Genomic DNA, 514 nt, shown 5'->3' with positions numbered 1-514 from the left:
CGTACCCATGATTAAAAATGCAGCGGTACTTTCTAGCGTCTTAGTGGCTTTGGTAGGCTCAGTCGCGTTAAGCTATTACCAAGTGGAAGGAAGTTTGATGATTTCGAGCATTTTAGCCATGTTAACAGGCTATTTTGTCGAACAAGTGCAGGAGAAACGCTAATGATTATGCTGTCAATTTTACTCATGACGCTGTTGGTGTTCACAAGCCGATACTTGTTTCTCGAACCGAAGTTGCCATTAAAGCTCGGCACGCGCACACAAAAGATTCTCAACTACGCAAGCCCGGCCGTTTTAACCGCGATCTGGGCGCCGATTGTCTTCATCCCCGAAGGGGAACTCAGTGTCAGCGTACAAAACCCGTTTTTATTGGCTGCGACATTGGCTGCGTTGATCGCCTATTTGACAAAAAACGTTCTCTTAACGACGGCTGTCAGTATGGTGGCGTTTCTTCTTTTGCGCGTTTGGCTTTAATCAGCCACCCACTCAATTTCTAACAAGGTGACGTCGCCAC

Annotated in this window: 1 protein-coding gene and 1 pseudogene; both read left to right on the top strand. The window is 46.9% G+C overall.

Annotated elements, in window-relative coordinates; all coding sequences use genetic code 11:
• Positions 1 to 163: pseudogene (locus R8O10_RS27595) on the top strand (branched-chain amino acid ABC transporter permease); the annotation flags it as partial.
• Positions 163 to 474 carry an AzlD domain-containing protein gene (locus tag R8O10_RS27590; protein ID WP_141179359.1) on the top strand — a complete coding sequence of 104 codons (312 nt, stop codon included), beginning with the start codon at positions 163 to 165 and terminating at the stop codon, positions 472 to 474. The pseudogene R8O10_RS27595 and the gene R8O10_RS27590, both read left to right, overlap by 1 nt.
• The last annotated feature ends 40 nt before the right edge of the window (positions 475 to 514 follow it).

The sequence above is a fragment of the Vibrio sp. 1727 genome (assembly GCF_033344415.1).
Classification (GTDB): domain Bacteria; phylum Pseudomonadota; class Gammaproteobacteria; order Enterobacterales; family Vibrionaceae; genus Vibrio; species Vibrio alginolyticus.
The sequence above is the reverse complement of the archived record's forward strand: the minus strand, read 5'-3'. Positions and strand labels throughout refer to the sequence as shown.

Coding starts and splice junctions, on each gene's coding strand:
- R8O10_RS27590 (WP_141179359.1), top strand. CDS start 163: ATGATTATGCTGTCAATTTTACTCATGACGCTGTTGGTGTTCACAAGC.